The organism is Pseudoalteromonas sp. Cn5-37, from assembly GCF_021532495.1.
GTDB classification, from domain to species: Bacteria; Pseudomonadota; Gammaproteobacteria; order Enterobacterales; family Alteromonadaceae; genus Pseudoalteromonas; species Pseudoalteromonas simplex.
The window spans coordinates 708,241-725,833 of the sequence record NZ_JAKGBA010000001.1 but is presented as its reverse complement, the minus strand read 5'-3'; the positions used below and the strand labels follow the sequence as shown (position 1 = coordinate 725,833).

Annotated in this window: 16 protein-coding genes; 11 read left to right on the top strand and 5 right to left on the bottom strand. The window is 40.9% G+C overall.

The genetic code is table 11. The features are described 5' to 3' along the window. Position 1: 1 nt before the first annotated feature. Genes L1266_RS03290 through L1266_RS03270 form a run of 5 tightly spaced genes read left to right on the top strand, consistent with a single transcriptional unit; the run spans position 2 to position 6,198 of the window. Positions 2–646, top strand: coding sequence for an alpha/beta family hydrolase (locus L1266_RS03290; protein WP_235376850.1), 645 nt, complete (start codon positions 2–4; stop codon positions 644–646). Continuing rightward, complete coding sequence (locus L1266_RS03285; RefSeq protein WP_235376848.1) at positions 643–1,011, top strand: DUF423 domain-containing protein; 369 nt, start codon at positions 643–645, stop codon at positions 1,009–1,011. Before L1266_RS03290 ends, L1266_RS03285 begins: the two co-directional genes overlap by 4 nt. A gap of 9 nt (positions 1,012–1,020) precedes the next feature. Then, on the top strand, positions 1,021–2,106 hold the full coding sequence (rlmM, locus tag L1266_RS03280) for a 23S rRNA (cytidine(2498)-2'-O)-methyltransferase RlmM (protein WP_138602676.1): 1,086 nt from the start codon (positions 1,021–1,023) through the stop codon (positions 2,104–2,106). Between the two features lie 16 nt (positions 2,107–2,122). Next, positions 2,123–5,698: a PKD domain-containing protein gene (locus tag L1266_RS03275; RefSeq protein ID WP_235376846.1), complete on the top strand. Its 3,576-nt coding sequence runs from the start codon at positions 2,123–2,125 to the stop codon at positions 5,696–5,698. After that, positions 5,698–6,198, top strand: coding sequence for a hypothetical protein (locus L1266_RS03270; RefSeq protein ID WP_235376845.1), 501 nt, complete (start codon positions 5,698–5,700; stop codon positions 6,196–6,198). The genes L1266_RS03275 and L1266_RS03270 overlap by 1 nt, the downstream gene beginning before the upstream one ends. A gap of 24 nt (positions 6,199–6,222) precedes the next feature. Here the strand turns inward: L1266_RS03270 and cysZ are convergent, their stop codons facing one another. After that, complete coding sequence (cysZ, locus tag L1266_RS03265; RefSeq protein WP_206004105.1) at positions 6,223–6,933, bottom strand: sulfate transporter CysZ; 711 nt, start codon at positions 6,931–6,933, stop codon at positions 6,223–6,225. A gap of 271 nt (positions 6,934–7,204) precedes the next feature. Here cysZ and L1266_RS03260 point away from each other — a divergent pair, with 271 nt between their 5' ends. From L1266_RS03260 to speB, 5 genes are all read left to right on the top strand, one after another. Continuing rightward, the gene (locus L1266_RS03260) at positions 7,205–8,182 is read left to right on the top strand and encodes a transposase (RefSeq protein ID WP_235376844.1); all 978 of its coding nucleotides are present in this window, start codon (positions 7,205–7,207) and stop codon (positions 8,180–8,182) included. A 508-nt stretch (positions 8,183–8,690) separates the two neighbouring features. Next, positions 8,691–9,152: a GNAT family N-acetyltransferase gene (locus L1266_RS03255; RefSeq protein ID WP_054551633.1), complete on the top strand. Its 462-nt coding sequence runs from the start codon at positions 8,691–8,693 to the stop codon at positions 9,150–9,152. A gap of 61 nt (positions 9,153–9,213) precedes the next feature. After that, positions 9,214–9,660: a hypothetical protein gene (locus L1266_RS03250; RefSeq protein ID WP_138617787.1), complete on the top strand. Its 447-nt coding sequence runs from the start codon at positions 9,214–9,216 to the stop codon at positions 9,658–9,660. 262 nt (positions 9,661–9,922) lie between these two features. Next, positions 9,923–11,836, top strand: a complete 1,914-nt coding sequence (gene speA / locus L1266_RS03245; protein ID WP_135924153.1) for a biosynthetic arginine decarboxylase — start codon at positions 9,923–9,925, stop codon at positions 11,834–11,836. 3 nt (positions 11,837–11,839) lie between these two features. Beyond that, positions 11,840–12,763 carry an agmatinase gene (speB, locus tag L1266_RS03240; protein WP_166338923.1) on the top strand — a complete coding sequence of 308 codons (924 nt, stop codon included), beginning with the start codon at positions 11,840–11,842 and terminating at the stop codon, positions 12,761–12,763. 81 nt (positions 12,764–12,844) lie between these two features. Here the strand turns inward: speB and L1266_RS03235 are convergent, their stop codons facing one another. Then, positions 12,845–14,431 (bottom strand): LysM peptidoglycan-binding domain-containing protein, encoded by a 1,587-nt coding sequence (locus L1266_RS03235; RefSeq protein WP_138601830.1) that lies wholly within the window; start codon positions 14,429–14,431, stop codon positions 12,845–12,847. Positions 14,432–14,577: 146 nt separating this feature from the next. Continuing rightward, positions 14,578–15,351: a hydroxyacylglutathione hydrolase gene (gloB, locus tag L1266_RS03230; protein ID WP_194441626.1), complete on the bottom strand. Its 774-nt coding sequence runs from the start codon at positions 15,349–15,351 to the stop codon at positions 14,578–14,580. 53 nt (positions 15,352–15,404) lie between these two features. On the opposite strand from gloB, the gene L1266_RS03225 reads away from it, so the two are divergent. Then, positions 15,405–16,163 (top strand): class I SAM-dependent methyltransferase, encoded by a 759-nt coding sequence (locus L1266_RS03225; protein WP_054551627.1) that lies wholly within the window; start codon positions 15,405–15,407, stop codon positions 16,161–16,163. On the opposite strand, the gene L1266_RS03220 is transcribed toward L1266_RS03225, so the two are convergent. Together L1266_RS03220 and rnhA are read right to left on the bottom strand one after the other, a co-directional pair. Then, positions 16,134–16,997, bottom strand: coding sequence for an MBL fold metallo-hydrolase (locus L1266_RS03220; protein WP_187490762.1), 864 nt, complete (start codon positions 16,995–16,997; stop codon positions 16,134–16,136). The genes L1266_RS03225 and L1266_RS03220 overlap by 30 nt on opposite strands. A gap of 89 nt (positions 16,998–17,086) precedes the next feature. Continuing rightward, positions 17,087–17,554 (bottom strand): ribonuclease HI, encoded by a 468-nt coding sequence (gene rnhA, locus L1266_RS03215; protein WP_054551625.1) that lies wholly within the window; start codon positions 17,552–17,554, stop codon positions 17,087–17,089. Positions 17,555–17,593 lie beyond the last annotated feature (39 nt).

The following is a 17,593-nucleotide window of genomic DNA, read 5'->3' as shown; positions in this document are numbered from 1 at the left end:
CATGTTACAGTGGTTTAAAAGTACAACGGGCAAGGCGCGTGCACAGTTTATATTTGCCCATGGTGCAGGGGCAGGCAGTGATTCTGAGTTTATGCAAACAATGGCTAACTTGATTAGTCAGCATGGGATTGATGTAGCCTTGTTTGATTTTCAGTATATGCAAATTGCAAAAGAAACAGGCAAGCGTAGACCACCCGAGCGCGCTCCTAAGTTACTTGCCTACTTTGGTGAAGTTTTAGCCGAGCGCCAGCCAGAATTGCCGCTTTTTATTGGGGGTAAATCTATGGGTGGGCGTATGGCTTCGATGCTTTGTACTGAGCAAGACCAAGCTCAAATTGCAGGTGTTGTGGCTTTTGGCTATCCGTTTCACCCACCGGGTAAACCCGATAAACTGCGTATAGATCATTTTGTTGATATGCCATGCCCTTTTTTAGTCCTGCAAGGTGAGCGTGATACATTTGGGAATCAGCAAGAACTCGCTGAACTTGAAATGGTTAATCCGCCAGAGATTAAATTTCTCAAAGATGGTGACCACTCATTAAAACCTCGTAAAAAAAGTGGCATTTCAGAACAAGAAAACTTACAGCAAGCTGCAGATTATGCAGCGCAGTTTATTTTGAATTTAGCGGCTGGAGATACGCAATGATCAAACTCTATTTAATGATTGGTAGCTTATTTTGCATGCTTTCGGTAATGCTTGGCGCATTTGCTGCTCATGGTTTAAAAAGCCGCGTTTCTGAGTATGCGATTGGAATTTTTAAAACCGCTGCTGAATACCAAATGGTGCATGGCCTTGCATTGATAGCAATTGCTATCTTAGTTAAATGGGGCATGAACTTAAGCTGGGCTGGTGGATTTTTTATCGCAGGTACCGTGTTATTTAGCGGTAGTTTGTATTTACTCGCACTAACGGGCATGAAGTGGCTTGGGCCTATCACCCCAATTGGCGGTGTTTGTTTTATTATTGGTTGGGCTATTTTGTTAGTTCAAGCAGCACGATATAAGTTTTAAGGGTTATCTATGTCGAGTGTAGTTATTTATTGTCGCAGTGGTTTTGAAAATGATGCCGCTGCTGAAATTACTTTTCAGGCTGCTGAACAGGGCTTTGCAGGTTACGTAAAAACAAAACCAAATACGGGCATTGTTGTTTACGAATGTTTTGATGCAAGCCACGGTGAAGAAATCATCAAAAAAGTCGATTTCAAAAATATGGTATTTGCTCGCCAATGGTTTACTGGCGCCTTAGTCGATAACATGCCACTTGAAGACCGCGTTAGTGCTATTGTTGATGCTGCCGCTGAGTTTCCTGAATGTGGTGACCTACGCGTAGAAACGCCAGATACCAACGAAGGTAAAGAGCTAAGTAAGTTCTGCAAAAAGATTTCTACACCTCTGAAAAAATCGCTTGAAAAGCGCTCGAAGGTAACACGCGAAATTGCTGAGAAAAAACCTGTTATGCATGTGTTATTTTTAGCAAACGACAGTGCTTATGTTGGCTATTCATATACATTCAATAATTCGCCTTTCTTTATGGGTATCCCGCGTTTACGTATGCCGAGTGATGCGCCGAGCCGCTCAACGTTAAAACTCGATGAAGCCTTTAACGTGTTTATTCCACCTCATGAAGCTGAAGAACGTATGCAACCTGGCATGCGAGGCGTTGATTTAGGTGCTTGCCCAGGGGGCTGGACATATCAATTGGTGCGCCGAGGTATGTTTGTAAGCGCAATTGATAATGGTCCTATGAACGATGACTTGATGGAAACAGGGCAAGTTAAGCACTTTAGGGTCGATGGTTTTAAATACCGTCCAGAAAAGCGCAATATCCAATGGTTAGTCTGTGACATGGTGGAAAAGCCAGCAAAAGTGACTAACCTTATGATTGATTGGGCGGTGAACGCCTACGCAAAAGAGCTTATTTTTAATCTTAAACTACCGATGAAAAAACGTTTTGATAGCGTTTACGAGTGTTTAAAAATGATTAAAGAAGAGCTTGATAAATATGGCGTAAGTTACGAACTGCAAGCTAAGCACTTATACCATGACCGTGAAGAGGTCACGGTTCATTTAAATGTAACTAAGGTGCCACAAAGTTTATACAGTTAATCGCGAGGGCTTAAAAATGGAGAATAGAATAAAGTTACTTGGGCTTAGTATTTTATTTTCCATTTTTTTAACGGCTTGTGGAGGCGGTGGAGGGAGTGAAGAGTCTAATAATGCTGAGAACCAAGCGCCACAAGTAAGTATTTCTGGTGATACTGAGGTCAATGAGCTGGCAACACTTTCATTAAGTGCGTCAGCCAACGATAGTGATGGTTCTATAGCCGACTTTTCTTGGCAGCAAACTGGTGGCCCTTCTATCGATTTTGCAGCAAACGGTCAACAAATCAATGTATCAATTCCTGCAGTAGATACTGACACAGATGTCTCATTTTCTTTGCGCGTTACTGATAATCAAGGCGCAACAGCTACAACCAGTATCACTATTACCATTATTAATGTTAATCAAGCCCCGACAATATCGGTTGCTGGCCCTCAGATATCCTCTTCTAGTAACAATATTTCTCTTAGTGCAAATGCCTCAGATTCTGATGGAGAGGTTATTAGTTATGATTGGCAGCAAACGGCTGGTCCAGATGTAGAGTTTGAAAATGGATCGAGCACAATTAGTTTTACCACACCAAATGTTGCAACCTTAACTCAGCTTGTTTTTTCGGTGACAGTTACTGATAGTTTTGGTGAACAAAGCACGGCGCTTTTTACTATAGATGTAAGCGCAAACAGTGCTCCATCAGTGAGTATAACTGGTTCGCAAAATATTCAAGAAGGGGCTGAAGGAGTATTAACAGCTACGGCAACAGACAGTGATGGTAGTATTATTAGCTATAGTTGGGTGCAAACTTCAGGCCCGATTACCGATTTTACTGCAACTGATAATTTAATAAATTATACGGCCCCTGAAGTAGAAACAAATGATGAAATTACCTTCCAAGTATCAGCAACTGATGATGATGGAGCTACAAGCTCTGCAGAATTTAGTGTTGTGGTTGAAAATTACATAAATCTTGCGCCTGTCATTACCCTCGATGCGATTGCTGATATTACTGAGTTAACGCAAGCTTCTGTCTCTGTGGTTGTTACAGACAGCGACGGGGTTATAGCAGATATTGAGTGGCAGCAGTTAAGTGGGCCATCAGTAGATTTTGTGCAAAATGGAGAAACTATTACTTTCACAGCGCCAGAAGTGTCTGAAAATGCCGAGGTGATATTTCGGATCACTGCGGTAGATGATCAAGGAGCAATATCTTCAGCAAGCCTCACATTTATGATCATTCATGTTAATAAACCACCCACAGTGTCTGATATTGCTATTACTACAGAGTTTAATGAAAGTAGAGAATTTACTATTGACGCGAGTGATATTGATGGGGATGAGTTAACTATTAGTTTTTCTCAGCAGTTAGCTGGGGCGAGTATCACTTTAGTTGATGCAACAACTTTTCGTTATCTTTATCAACCTGCATCAAATAGCATATCGCAAGCGCCTTTTACTGTAACTGTATCGGATGGAACTCAGAGTGCCCAAGCGACAGTGAGCGTGACAATTACAGATACTAGTGCAGCCACTGTTGTAAATGTAAGCCCTGAAGATGCAGCCTCTGCTGTGAGTGTAAATGCTCGAGTTATGTTATCGATGTCTGATGTGATGAAGTCATCGAGTTTAGTTGTTAATAGCGCCAATGGTGTATGTGAGGGAAGTGTGCAATTATCAGCTGATAATTTTGAAACTTGCTTAGCAATCGACTCATTAGAGATGACGGGACCACAAGGAAATGACAATGAATATTTTAACAATATTGAGTTTACAGCTGCTTTTAATCAAGCAACAGAATATGCGTTAAGATTAACCGAAGACTTAGTTAATTTTGCTGATACACCTGCTTTAGCCCAAGTAGTTTCTACTTTTACAACTGGAAGTAATGATTTAAAGATAACTGAGGTTGTCGCTATTCGTTTTAGCAACGACACGCCTTGGTTTGAACTTTATAACGGAACCGATAGTAGTGTTAATTTAGCTGATTACAGTGTACGAGTAAAAAGTCGTGACAGTTCTGATAATAGTATTTCGGCCGCAACAATTTTTAATTTGCCTGACCAAGTGATTGCTCCTGAGGAATATCTCATAGTTCATAGTGGTTTTGGTGATCAATTATTTTACGATACAACTGAGCAAAATAAATCTATCGCTTTTATTGGTGATATTGACTCAACGGTTCGCCCTTATTGGTTTTTGAATGGGTTTGTTGAATTACTAACGCGTGACTCGGGAAGTACTGTGGATTTTGTTCGATTTGGCAATGACACTACTGAGCCTCTGACGGCAGGACAATGGCAAACAGGATCAGCACCTGTCATTTCTAATGTAACTGGCTCAAGTATTAAAAGAGATATAGATAACACAGATACTAATTCATCATCTGATTGGCACTATAGCCAATTTACGACACCGGCGGGTGTTAATGATGTTAGCTGCGAAGATGACAGTGATGAAGATGGTATTCCTGACTGTTCAGAACTCCCTGGGTCAACTTTTTCTGGACTACCTCTGCATGCTTGGGGAGCTAGAGTTAATCAAAAAGATATCTTTATTGAAGTGGATTATATGGATAGCAGTGATGCGGGAATAATACCGCACCAAACAGCATTGGAAAAAGTGGTAAGCTCGTTCGCTGAGCAAGGCATTGTTGTTCACTTTGATGTGGGGGATTTGTACCACCAAGCAGGGGGAATATCTGTACAAGATCATGATTTAGGTGGGGGTGATCAAGTAACCTTTAGACAATATACACCTTATAACTTTAACCAAGGTGTTGAGAGTTTGTTTCATTATAAAATGGCAAACTTTGACATGAGACGTAAGCCGATATTTCATTATATGTTAATGGCTAATAGTCGAAACATTGATGGCAGTGCGGGTTCTTCAGGGGTTGCTGAATTAAGTGGTAACGATTTGATGATAAGTATGGGGAATTGGGGGTTATCACTTGATAACGAAATATCTCGAAATTTAACCTTCAACTACCAAGCATCAACGATAATGCATGAGCTTGGCCATAATTTAGGTTTAGAGCATGGTGGTGATGAAAGTACAAACTATAAACCAAATCATTTGAGTATTATGAATTACCTTTATCAGTTGAGAGGGTTACCGACGATAGGGAATAATGAGGGAGATCGCTATTATTCGAGTCGCTATCGTGAGAATGCCAATTGTGCCGTACAAACTGCGGATTTGACTAATAGCCCATTTGACTCTCCTGAAAATTTTGTAATGTCTTATTCGCATGGACTCGGAAGTTCCATAGACGAAAATAATATAATAGAGGCTAATGGTTTAAGGTATCCCGGCTCTGCTGCTGTAGATTTTAATTGTAATGCTGATTTGACTGAAACTCTAAGCCAAGATACGAATGATGATACCGCCGTAACTGTGCTAAATGATGTTGATGAGTGGAGTTTGATTGAACTTCGTTTTTATACCTTTTTCTCTGGCAATCGCTTCGGTGTTCATCAGCAAGATAGCGATCAAAAGGATGTGTCGAAGCATATACAACAACGAATGATTGAAGAGCAAGCGCCACCTTTAAAACTTCTTAGTGAAATTAAAGCTGCTAGAGAAAAGCAAGGGATTAAGTAGTGAAGTATCTGGTTATATTTTTTATGTTGATATGTTGTGTTGCATGCACACCAGATGTTGAACCTCAATGGCATATGTCATCTAGATTAAATTATGATGGGCAGCCAGTAAACTGGAAATCAGGCTCAGTAATTGGTTGCCAACATTGTAAAATTCAAGAGGGACGTATCGTTGAACCCGATGGGATCTCAATCATATACACTCTATACCAAAGAGGGCAATGGCGGGCTGAATATCGCGAATCACATCAAGCTAGGATTGTTTTAGGGAATAACGCACATGCACTTTTAGTTAAAAATAAAGGTTTAGGCACTGTTTTATTAGAAAATAAACACAAACAAATTTCAGAGCTAGCAAAGATAGGGACCCCATTTATACTCAATATGGGGGAAGAAAGATTTACGGTGGTTATTAGTCAATTTGATGAACCTCGCTTTGGCACCGAGTTATCAGATCCTTTACCAGTTAAATTTAATTATAGTGTATTGAAAAGCCAATAGTTTTCTACTGGCTTTTCAAACATTTTAACTTCGATATTGGCTTCGATAGTTTTCAACCCATAACCGTGTGCCACCGCAAACAGCAACGGGCATAACAATTAGGTTTACGAATGGGATAGCAGTTAAAATCATGACAGCTAAACCAAAGCCATAAGATAATGTTTGCTTTTGCTTTAAGTCATTTTTCATTTCGTTAAAACTAATTTTATGGTTATCGAACGCATAGTCTTCATATTGTACTGCATACATCCAGCAAGTGAATAACACCCATAAAACTTGACCGATCACAGGTAAAATCCACAGTAAGATAAAAAAGCCTATAGCGCGCGGCAGGTAATAGCAAAGTTTTGTCCACTCACGGCCGAGCATGCGTGGCACATCTTTCATTGTATCGAAAAGACTATCGTCATTAATTTTTTGCCCAGTGAGATAAAGCTCGACTTTTTCACTGAGTAGGCCGTTAAATGGGGCTGCTATAAAGTTTGTTATAACTGTGAAGAGCATACTGTAACTAAATAAAATCACCAGCACAGCAATTGGCCACATTAGCCACTCGAGCCAGCTAAGCCATTCTGGTAATAACGAGTTCATGTAAGCAAAGCCATCGGTGAGCCAGCCATACAAAAAGAACAGCGAACTACCAAAAAGCAGAATATTGATTAATAAAGGAATAAGTACAAAACGTTTCAACCCTTTTTGGCTAATTAACTTAAAGCCAGAAAAGAAGTATTCCATACCTTGAGTGAACTGCACGAGAAAACCTCATCTTATTTCTTGTTGTTTGCAGTATAGGGTTTTGACGATATTTGAACAGCTTTTTTCCGTAACAAAGTGTTTAACTCTTTACATGGACAGTCACTTTAAGTCGGATAGGCACTCTAATTCTTAATAAAATTTAACTTTACATGGACAGTCACTGTATTTATTGCTCTTGCGGCACAGAAAACTTTGTCTACACTTTAATTACAGCTAATGCATTTCAGATTATCAGTTCAAGGAGTGGACGATGGCTTTAGCAAGGAAGCGGCAAATCTGTTTGTCGAATACCAAATATTATCATTGTGTATCTCGCTGTGTTAGACGTGCCTACCTTTGTGGAGAAGACGCACTCACAGGCAAATCATATGAACACCGCAGAGGGTGGGTTGAACAGCGTCTGCTTGCTCTTGCAAAGGTATTTTGCATTGATGTGTGTGCTTATGCGGTGATGAGCAATCATACGCATCTTGTGCTTTATGTTGATGATAAAAAAGCAAATAGGTTATCGGATAAAGCCATCCTTTTACGCTGGTTTAAGCTCAGTAAAATGACGCCTTTAGTTCAAAAAGCCCTTCATGGTGAGCCGTTAAGTGATGGTCAACAAGTCTTCTTAAATAAAGAGGTTGCAGAATACAGAGCGCGCCTTTCGAGCATTAGTTGGTTCATGCGAATGCTAAATGAATATATTGCCAGACGGGCAAATAAAGAAGATGAATGTACTGGGCATTTTTGGGAAGGGCGCTTTAAAAGCCAAGCTATCCTTGATGAATCAGCGCTTTTAGCCTGCATGGCCTATGTTGATTTAAACCCTGTTCGTGCTAAAGCTGCGAGCACGCCGGAGCAATCGGACTATACCAGTTTTAAAAAGCGATGCGAAAGCGCGAAGGAGTTAAAGCAACCTAAATTACTAGCTCGTTTTATTGGTGGCATGAGTAAGTATAAATCAAAGGGAATACCTTTTGAGTTAAAGTCATACCTGCTACTTGTGGAGCAAACTGGGCGTTGTATCAGCGCGGATAAGCCTGGATATATAGAGCATCATTTACCTCCTATTCTTGAAAGACTGAATTTCGAAGCTGAAAACTGGTTAACGCTAACAACTCAGTTTGAAAACTTATTTCATGGAGCTGCAGGTCGAGTGGGTGCTATTGAAAGTTATTGTATTAAAACAGCTCGCAAGCGACGAAGTAACATTACAAATAGCCGAACTTTATTAGCGAGTTAAGTTTCTAGGTTTATTTTAACGTAATTTCAAATCGCTAGTATCGTCACGCTTTAAATTTAATTGTTTGAAATAATTAGCCCTAAAAGGCTAAAGTCAAAGCTCTATTCTCTCTGAAGCACACTCGCTAAACATAATTACAGAATAAGTTTAGTAATTTTTTTGACTCAACCTTTATATTTTTAAATCACTGCCTTCAGATTTTAAAAATACAGTAGTTGTTGGTTTTAAATGACTGTCCCTTTAAAAAGGCTTTACGAACTCTGAAGTGATCTCTGGGAAAAAATCTATAGGTATAAATTATTAACCTTGAATGGTGTGGTGTAGTTTAGACTTTAGTTTTTATCAACTTGGCGTTTTTTTGGTTACATACTGTTGAACTTAGAGATAGTATGTCGGTCCGAACAGTACCTATAAAATCATTATTGAAAACTACAGTAGAGGATAATGGAAATATCCGATACTATTGTTCACATAGTTAACAAAAAAGACATATAAAAATGGGAGTTTTATGCAGTTAGTCGATTTAAATCCACATGATCCTGAAGTAGTAAGCGTGTTTTCTGATATAGACCGACTCATAAACTCACTATACCCTGTTGCTACCGCTCAATCTTTAAGTGTTGAAGAGCTAGCTGAGCCTAATGTTTATGCTATAGGCTTAAAAAATGAAGATGGTATCGTTGCATGTGGCGCAATCGTTATGCAAGAAGGCAACCCTCCTTATGGTGAAATCCGCCGCTTATATGTAAAACCAAGCTACCGTGGTAAAGGGTTATCACGTCGAATTATGCAGATATTATTACATCAAGCTGGTGAGCAACTAATACCGCTTATTCGTCTTGAAACAGGTCCTAAACAAACAGAGTCAATTAGCTTATATGAAAACTTAGGTTTTAATCGTTGTGGTCCGTTTGGTAATTACAACGAAAATCCACAAAGTTTGTTTATGGAGCTTGGGCTAAATCAGTAATTTAGGTGGTAAGCTATGTTTTAGTGAGGTCATCTTTATTTATAAATTCACCTTACAACTATTGGGCTTTGTTACGCTCTTTCTGATTGCTGCTTGTGGTGATAGTTCACAGGTATCCATTACTTCTCAGAGTAGGCAACCAGACCTTATTATTAATAGTACTAAGCTCTATTTAAACTCATGCTACAGTCTTTCTGGTGTCTTCAACCATAATGGCACTATAAAAACAAAAGTTATTCTTATATTTCCTACTCGTCCTTTAAGTATTTGCGCTGATAAGCAATCGCAGCTGAATTTTGATGGCACCTATCTCACTGTAAGAATTTGCCGCACCTCTTTTGGCGCAGGAGGTTGCGGGGTTGAAAAATATCGCACAAAAGACTTCGAAAACTGGCAAGAGTACATAGGTATTACTTGGCATGATAACGAGCAATATGAAGCGTGGAGATGGTTAGGGTCAAATTCTTCAGCCGCTGATGAAATCACAAAAGTAATACCAGCCCATTAAAATCAATATGAAAAGGTAATTTACCAGTACATATATTCTACAGTGACTGTCCCTTTAAATGTGATCCTATTAAATACTATTTTCAGTGACTGTCCCTTGAAATATGGTTTAAAAACATTTAGGGATGTTGATTAGCTTTTCACATCAAAAATCACTCGTTACGAGTAAAAATTCTTGTTGGACTTGAGTCACTATTTTTCTTTTAATGCGCGGCAACAACCCTTGCCGATTTCGGCATTACTAAAATAAAAGAGAAAGATAGATGAAAGAAACAACATCACTAGAACAAGCTCGCACGAGTTACAATGTTCGTCATTGGAGCCAAGGTTTCTTTGGTATTAATGATCAAGGTGATGTGTATGTTGCGCCAAAGGCCCATGCCCCAGAGCAAACCATTGCACTAATTGATATCGCACAGCAGTTACAAGACAAAGGCTTAAGCTTGCCTGCGTTGGTTCGTTTTCCACAAATTTTACATCATCGTGTACATAGCTTATGTCAGGCATTTAACACGGCGATTGAAAATTATGGTTATCCGAAAGACTATTTGCTTGTTTACCCAATTAAAGTAAACCAACAGCGTGAAGTTGTTGAAGAAATTGTTGCAAGCCAAGCTGATATTGAAAAGAAACAATTGGGCCTAGAAGCGGGCAGTAAACCTGAGCTATTAACTGTATTAGCAATGGCAGAAAAAACCAGTGCTGTCATTGTGTGTAATGGCTACAAAGACCAAGAATACATTCGTTTAGCACTGATTGGCGAAAAGCTAGGCCACAAGGTTTACATTGTTCTTGAAAAACTGTCTGAGCTAGACATGGTGCTTAGCCAAGCAAAAGAGTTAAACGTAAAGCCACGCATTGGTATTCGTGTACGTTTAGCGTCGCAAGGTAAGGGCAAGTGGCAAGCAAGTGGTGGCGAAAAATCAAAATTTGGTTTGTCGGCATCGCAAGTACTCAGTGTGGTCAATCGCTTAAAAGCGTCTGATCAACTTGATCTGATCCAACTTGTACACTTTCACCTTGGCTCGCAAATGGCAAACATCCGCGATGTTCGTTTAGGTGTGAGTGAAGCTGCGCGTTTTTACTGTGAGTTACGTAAATTAGGTGCACAAATCGATTGCTTAGATGTGGGTGGCGGTTTAGCGGTAGATTATGACGGTACTCGTAGCCAGTCACATAACTCAATGAACTACAGCCTAAGTGAATACGCTAATAACATCGTATACACCATTGGTGATACCTGTAAGTTATATGAGCAACCAATGCCGCGCATTATTTCTGAGTCAGGTCGTGCGTTAACAGCGCACCATGCTGTATTGATTTCGAATGTTATCGGCACCGAAAGCTATGTACCTGAAGACATTCAAGCGCCAGCCGCTGATGCACCACTATTATTAAAAAACATGTGGACATCATGGCAGCAGTTAAGTGATGACAATGACGACCGTGCATTAATCGAAATCTATCACGATAGCCAAGGCGATTTAGCCGAAGCACATAATCAGTTTGCACTTGGTTTGTTAGATTTAACAGAGCGAGCATGGGCGGAGCAAGTTAACTTACGTGTATGTTATGAACTTAACAAACATATGGATAACAAAAACCGTTTTCATCGCCCGATTATTGATGAATTAAATGCGCGTTTAGCAGATAAGTTTTTTGTGAACTTTTCATTGTTCCAGTCATTACCGGATGCATGGGGTATTGACCAAGTGTTTCCTGTTCTACCGCTAAGTGGTTTAACAGAAGCACCACAAAAACGCGCCGTGTTACTTGATATTACCTGCGATTCAGACGGTGCTATGGAGCACTATGTAGACGGCCAAGGTATTGAAAGCACATTACCTGTGCCAGCATTTAGCGAAGAAAAACCTTACTTAATGGGTTTTTTCTTAGTGGGTGCTTATCAGGAGATTTTAGGTGATATGCATAACTTATTTGGCGACACACACAGTGCAATTATAAAAATGGATGAGCAAGGTCAAGCGCAAATCACTGAAGTTAACGAAGGTGATACCGTTGCAGACATGATGCGTTACGTACATTTAGATGTAGAAAGCTTCCAGCAGTCTTACGCCCAGCTGGTGGCAGCTAAATTGCCAGAAACTGAGCAGCAAAGCGTATTAGATGAGCTGCAAACTGGCTTAAATGGTTACACTTATTTAGAAGAGTTATAAGCAATGTCGACATTGTTTGACCACACAGATCATTCATTATATTCAAACGGCATGACGTTTTTACGTCAGCCGATGGTGCAAAACATCACTGCAATCGATGCGGATGTAGTGGTGCTAGGTTTACCCTTTGATTTGGCGACCTCAGGTCGCCCTGGTGCACGTTTAGGGCCTGACGCAATTCGTCGAGCTTCAGTGCACCTGGCATGGGAAGAAACCAAGTACCCATGGACGTTTCCGTTGTTTGAGCGTTTAAAATTAGCTGATGCGGGTGATTTTACTTACCCAGTAGGCGACCCAGAATATTTTACCGCGCAGTTAGAATTAGCCGCTGAGCAAATTCTTCGTCAAGGTAAAACATTATTAGGTTTAGGTGGCGACCACTTTGTGACTTTGCCGCTACTGCGTGCCCATGCTAAGCAATATGGTAAGATGGCATTAGTGCATTTTGATGCCCATACAGATACTTACAGCAATGGCTCTCGCTATGATCACGGTACCATGTTTTATCATGCGCCGATGGAAGGGCTTATTGATGTTGATCACAGTATTCAAATCGGTATTCGTACTGATTTTGATCAAAGCAAACATGAGTTTGCAGTGATTGATGCAATGGCAGCTAATGATTTGCCTGCACAAGATATCGCAGAGCAAATTAAAGCACGTGTGGGTGACTTACCTGTGTATCTAACCTTTGATATTGACTGCCTTGATCCCGCATTCGCTCCAGGGACAGGCACTCCAGTATGTGGTGGCTTAACCAGCGATAAAGTACTCAAAGTACTTCGTGCATTGAAAGGCATTAATATGGTCGGTATGGATGTGGTTGAAGTATCTCCATCCTATGACCAAAGTGAACTAACAGCGATTGCTGCAGCGACCATTGCCAATGAGTTATTACACTTATGGACTTTGAAGCATAAATACTAAATGAGAGAGACAAAGAGCGCCATTAGGCGCTCTTTTTTTTGATATTAGATTAAGCAATTAAGCAATTAAGCAATTAAGCAATTAAGCGCTTCGAACATCAACCTTTAATTTAAGCTTTTGCCCAGGTTGAATGTATTTTTGCCCAGCTAATGAATTCCATTTAATAATATCTTCTACAGACACATTAAACTTAGCAGCAATGCGCGCTAACGAGTCACCACGACGAACTTTATAGGTAATGGTGCGCTCTTTGATTTGTGTAGCAGCAAGTTGCGACTTTTCCTGTTTATACACAGTTAGCTTTTGACCAACACGCAGTACCGCGTCTTTTTTCAGCTTATTCCATGTTGCAAGTTCAGCTATGGTGACATCGTACTCACGGCTGATATCCCACAGTGTATCGCCACTGGCCACTTTATGGCTAAGTTTTTTACGTGTTGCTTTATTAGCTGCCATACGCACTGACTTTGGTAAATGCTGGCTATTAATCTCACCATCGCTTAGTGGCACAAGTAATTGCTGACCAACACGAATAGTATTCGATGAAAGCTTATTCAGTGTTTTAATCGCGTTTGTGCTTGTCGAAAACTTCTTCGCAATCACAGATAAACTGTCACCGCGCGCAACAATATATTGCTGCCAGCGTAGGCGGTCTTTTTGCTCTGTTTTAGCTAGCTTGTCAGTAAACGCTTCAACTTTATCAGACGGTAATAATAAAAAGTGTGGGCCATTAGGATCCGTCGCCCAGCGATTGAAGCCAGGGTTTAAACGATAAAGCTCTGTTAAGCTAATGCCTGCCATGTCAGCGGCAAGTGCTAAGTCAATTTGGCTCCCTACATTAACTGCTTCAACGACTTGAGCATTAATTATTGGCTGCCACTTAACACCAAATTCGTCACTGCGTTTTACCAGATCAGACAGCGCTAACAGCTTAGGTACGTAGGCAGTGGTCTCTCTTGGTAAATCAAGTGACCAAAAATCCGTTGGTAAATGCTTTTTACGGTTCTTTTTAATGGCACGCAGTAAACGACCTTCACCTGAGTTATAGGCTGCAATGGCATTTAGCCAATCGCCTTCTAAGGTTTTGTGTAGATATGATAAGTAATCTAGCGCTGCACGGGTCGATTGCACAATGTCACGGCGACCGTCATACCACCAGTTTTGTTTCAAATCGAAACGCTCACCGGTTTGTGGCATAAATTGCCAAATGCCAGAAGCACTGCGATGTGAATAACCAAATGGATCAAACGCACTTTCAACAATAGGTAAAAGCGCAATTTCGATTGGCATTTGACGCTTTTCGACTTCTTCTACAATAAAGTATAAGTAAGGCTCAGCGCGTTTAGAGATACGATCTAAATAGGCCTGATGACGTGCATAATAGTTACGCTCAGCAACAACTGGGCGGTTTTGTGGCACATCAATCGAAAGCTGATAACGAATACGTTCCCACACATCATCAAATACAGGAGGCGGCTCATCAATATCGGTTAATTGTTGATATTGAGCGTTGATCATCAATGCATCATTGATGTCGCTCGGACTTGCGCCGTCTAATTGTTGCTCAACATTATTGCTCGCAACATCTGTACTTGCTGAATCAGAAGCTGTTAATTGACAGCCACTTAAAATCAGCGCAAGTGATAAAACTAAAGGAGACTTATACATATATACCCATACATCAGGTAAAAAAACTCGGCGAATATTACCTGCTCTGAGAACATATTGCCACTTTATGACCAGTTTATGTCAGCTTATTATTGCAAGATGCTGATCTAAATATACAAAATTGTAACTACCGGCGTTTACGTTTTTTAAAAGTTATCTTTCCAGGCTCTGAGACCTGCAAAGCGTTGCCAAGGTTCATTCAGATCCAAATTAATTTTTAGCTCATCAGGCAGCTCATCAGTGATTGTTGCTATATTGCTACGTAAAAATGGATTTATTTGTTTTTCCACGCCTAACTGGGTTGGCAAGCTTATTTCGTCTTTGGCGCGCAGAGTATCAACTTCATCACTGTAGCTGAGTAAGTACTCATTGTTTGGTTCAACGGCTTTTGCAAAGGCTAAGTTGGCTTGCGTGTATTCATGGGTGCAGTAGATTTTACACTCATCTGGCAGGGCTCTTAGCTTACATAACGAGTGCCACATTTGTTCTGCGCTGCCTTCGAATAATCGTCCGCAGCCAGCACTGAATAAGGTGTCGCCAGTAAAACTTAATTCGTCGTTAATGTAACAAATATGGTCTAGGGTATGACCAGGTGTTGCAAGCACGGTAAAGGTGTAATCATACACAGTGACTTTATCCGCTTCTGATACGCCATGAGTAATACCTTTAAAAGGGCTATGTCTTGGCCCATAAACCGGAATATCACGAAATTCCTTAACCAGTGCAGCCACACCATCGGTATGATCATAATGGTGATGAGTAATCAAAATACCGCTAAGTGTTAAGTTATGCTCGCTCAGATAGTTTAAAACAGGCTCTGCTTGACCGGGGTCGACGACCCAGGCTGTTTGCTCAGCTTCATTGCTGATGCACCAGATGTAATTATCAGAAAAGGCTTTAATTGCTTTAACTTGCACCATGTTTAATTGCTCTATAAAGTGACAGTTAACACACAGTATAACGAGCTCAGAAAATGAAACCAGCCCTTAGTTTTCAAGAAGGTCCTAAGCCATACACTTGGCAGCAGTTCCCTCATGGTGACTATTTACGTGCTGAAATTGAACGTAAGCTAACGCCATGGCTGCCACGCATGTTTGGCTATCACATGCTCAAACTTGGTAATTTAAGTGGTGAGCTGGCAACCAGTGAAAGTCCTATAAAGCATCAAGTTTGTGTCGCAGAGCAGGGGTTATTTACCGGTGTTATTGCTGATGTAGACGAGCTACCTTTTTATGAGCACAGTGTTGATGCTTGCATATTGTCGCATTGCTTAGAATATCATTCTGATCCACACCACATCTTACGCGAAGCACATCGTACTTTAATTCCCGGTGGTTATCTGGTGATCACGGGCTTTAATCCGTTTAGCTTGTGTGGCTTGGCGCAGCTTTTACCTTTTAGTCGCCAAAAGTTACCTTGGACAGGGCGCTTTTTTACGCCATCACGAGTAAAAGACTGGTTGAATCTATTAGGCTTTGAGATTATTTCGGACGAGCGATTTATCCATTCATCGCTTGCAAGAGGCAACCGTTTGTCACGTTTTGCGGCGTGGCGCAGTTTTGGCCAGCAATATTTAAAGCCAATGGGCAGTGTGTATATGCTGGTGGCTCGAAAACGTGTGGCCCCGCTGACACCAATTAAACCTAAATGGCATGCAAGGCCGCAATTTTCGCCAGTGAAAGGAGCTGGGCTCAGGCAAACATCAAAGCAGCACTGTGAGCGGGATAGTTAAATAGTGTTGTTGCGTGTCTGTTTTACTTGGATACTGACCTGCACGAATATTTAATTGAATAGAAGGGTGCAACAGTTTTGGTACTGCCAAGGTTGCATCGCGGCCTTCCCGAGTCGCAATAAAGCTTTGTTTATCGCCTTTTAAATGAATGTTTTGCTCACGCTGCTCTTTCACTGTGGTTTTGTTCGCCAGCGGTCGGCCATCTGGTTGATAGTCATGACACATCCAAAGTACCGTATCGTCAGGAAACGCTAAAATTCGCTGTAGTGAGTCATATAACTCACCGGCACTGCCACCTGGGAAATCACAGCGGGCAGTGCCACTGTCTGGCATAAAGAAGGTGTCACCAACAAATACATTGCCATCAATGTGAAAACACACGCTGTCAGGGGTATGGCCCGGTGTGGCAATTACATCTACTGTGTAATCACCTAATTGAAATTGTGCTTTATCAGTAAATAGAGCATCAAAAGGTTCACCATTACATGGCATATCAAGATTATAAAGTTGGCTAAAGTGCTGTTGCACTTGTGTGATCCCTTCACCCGTGCCGAGTTTACAAGGGTGTGTGTCGTGTAATTGCTGCTTTATATAACTTGCTGCGGTGATATGGTCAGCATGGGCATGAGTTTCAAGGAGCCATTGCAATGTCAGCTGCTCAGTCTTTATGTAGCTGATGATCTCATTGGCTGTGATAAAACTTAACTCACCACTTGGCATATCAAAATCAGCTGGCGCATCAATCAGCAAGCACTGCTTAGTGCTTTCGCAACTGACTAAGTAACAGAGAGTGGCGCTTTGTTGATGAAAAAAAGAGTGAATGCGCAGAGCCATAATGAATCCTTTATATTTTGTTATAGCCAAATCTTATAACATATAACAAAAATATAAAACGACCTGCGCCAAGTTTATTTCAAGGGGCTTTAATTACCGTCGTAACCAGTATCTTCAAGTAATTGATCGCTGCCAGCTGCTTCGCGGGCAAGATCGTCAACAATCTCATTGTATTTATTGCCGCTATGGCCTTTTACCCAACGCCACTCTACGCTGTGTTGTTGGCAGGCCGCATCGAGTCGTTTCCATAAATCGACATTCTTGACTGGTTTTTTAGCCGCGGTTTTCCAGCCGCGCTTTTTCCAATTATCAACCCATGACTCAATACCTTGTTTCACATATTGGCTATCGGTTGTCAAAATGACGTGACAAGAGCGGGTGAGGGTTTCAAGTGCAACGATAGCAGCGAGCATTTCCATCCGATTATTTGTTGTTAGGGTATAGCCTTGGCTTAATTGCTTTTCGTGACCGTTGTATCGCATCACGATGCCATACCCTCCAGGCCCTGGATTTCCTAAACATGATCCATCGGTGTAAATCTCTACGGTTTTCTGCACTGTTTTACCTTGATATTGTGTACAATAAAGTGAATATAG

What these genes read in the sequence shown, in the direction of transcription:
- gloB (WP_194441626.1), bottom strand. Translation starts at nt 15,351, where the DNA reads ATGGTGCAAGTTAAAGCAATTAAAGCCTTTTCTGATAATTACATCTGG.
- cysZ (WP_206004105.1), bottom strand. Translation starts at nt 6,933, where the DNA reads ATGGAATACTTCTTTTCTGGCTTTAAGTTAATTAGCCAAAAAGGGTTG.
- L1266_RS03285 (WP_235376848.1), top strand. Translation starts at nt 643, where the DNA reads ATGATCAAACTCTATTTAATGATTGGTAGCTTATTTTGCATGCTTTCG.
- rlmM (WP_138602676.1), top strand. Translation starts at nt 1,021, where the DNA reads ATGTCGAGTGTAGTTATTTATTGTCGCAGTGGTTTTGAAAATGATGCC.
- L1266_RS03255 (WP_054551633.1), top strand. Translation starts at nt 8,691, where the DNA reads ATGCAGTTAGTCGATTTAAATCCACATGATCCTGAAGTAGTAAGCGTG.
- L1266_RS03225 (WP_054551627.1), top strand. Translation starts at nt 15,405, where the DNA reads ATGAAACCAGCCCTTAGTTTTCAAGAAGGTCCTAAGCCATACACTTGG.
- L1266_RS03220 (WP_187490762.1), bottom strand. Translation starts at nt 16,997, where the DNA reads ATGGCTCTGCGCATTCACTCTTTTTTTCATCAACAAAGCGCCACTCTC.
- L1266_RS03275 (WP_235376846.1), top strand. Translation starts at nt 2,123, where the DNA reads ATGGAGAATAGAATAAAGTTACTTGGGCTTAGTATTTTATTTTCCATT.
- speB (WP_166338923.1), top strand. Translation starts at nt 11,840, where the DNA reads ATGTCGACATTGTTTGACCACACAGATCATTCATTATATTCAAACGGC.
- L1266_RS03290 (WP_235376850.1), top strand. Translation starts at nt 2, where the DNA reads ATGTTACAGTGGTTTAAAAGTACAACGGGCAAGGCGCGTGCACAGTTT.
- L1266_RS03235 (WP_138601830.1), bottom strand. Translation starts at nt 14,431, where the DNA reads ATGTATAAGTCTCCTTTAGTTTTATCACTTGCGCTGATTTTAAGTGGC.
- L1266_RS03260 (WP_235376844.1), top strand. Translation starts at nt 7,205, where the DNA reads ATGGCTTTAGCAAGGAAGCGGCAAATCTGTTTGTCGAATACCAAATAT.
- speA (WP_135924153.1), top strand. Translation starts at nt 9,923, where the DNA reads ATGAAAGAAACAACATCACTAGAACAAGCTCGCACGAGTTACAATGTT.